At 48.8% G+C, this 635-nt stretch carries 1 protein-coding gene; it reads right to left on the bottom strand.

Annotated features, from left to right (window positions below; translation table 11 throughout):
• Nucleotides 1–24: 24 nt before the first annotated feature.
• The gene (locus D1641_RS19030; RefSeq protein ID WP_160668575.1) at nt 25–627 is read right to left on the bottom strand and encodes a recombinase family protein; all 603 of its coding nucleotides are present in this window, start codon (nt 625–627) and stop codon (nt 25–27) included.
• Nucleotides 628–635: the final 8 nt, after the last annotated feature.

Genomic DNA, 635 nt, shown 5'->3' with positions numbered 1-635 from the left:
GGATACCAACCTGTACTTTTTTCATCAGACAGGGGTATCCTCTGTTGCCCATTTGAGAAAGGTTCGGTGTGTAATTCCAAGCTGTATTGCAGCGTTACGTGCTGAAATTTGCCCATTTTCCCAGGCATAACGTAAATCTGCGAACTCCTTTGGGCGCTCAGTGGGTTTGCGCCCGAATTTGACCCCGCGTGCCTTAGCTGCGGCAATTCCCTCGGCCTGCCGCTGACGAATGAATTCCCGTTCCGTTTGAGCTACGTAGGAGAGCAGTTGCAGGACAATGTCAGCAATCAGCATTCCGGTCAAGTCTTTTCCTTGACGGGTATCCAGCAACGGCATATCCAAAACAACGATAGCCGCCTGTTTTTCTTTGGTAAGAATGCGCCACTGCTCCAAAATCTCCTCATAATTGCGGCCTAACCGGTCGATGCTCTTGATAACAAGGGTGTCGGCTGGTTTTATTTTACGTATCAGGGTTTGATAGCCTGGGCGCTCAAAATTCTTGCCGGACTGCTTATCCATGAAGACATATCGGTCTTGGACTCCAAATTCCCGCATGGCAACCCGTTGCCGATCCTCGTTTTGGTCTTTCGACGATACACGGATATACCCATAAACTTTTTGATTCATGTTGTTCC

Source organism: Colidextribacter sp. OB.20 (assembly GCF_009911595.1).
Taxonomy (GTDB): Bacteria; Bacillota; Clostridia; order Oscillospirales; family Oscillospiraceae; genus Lawsonibacter.
The sequence above is the reverse complement of the archived record's forward strand: the minus strand, read 5'-3'. Positions and strand labels throughout refer to the sequence as shown.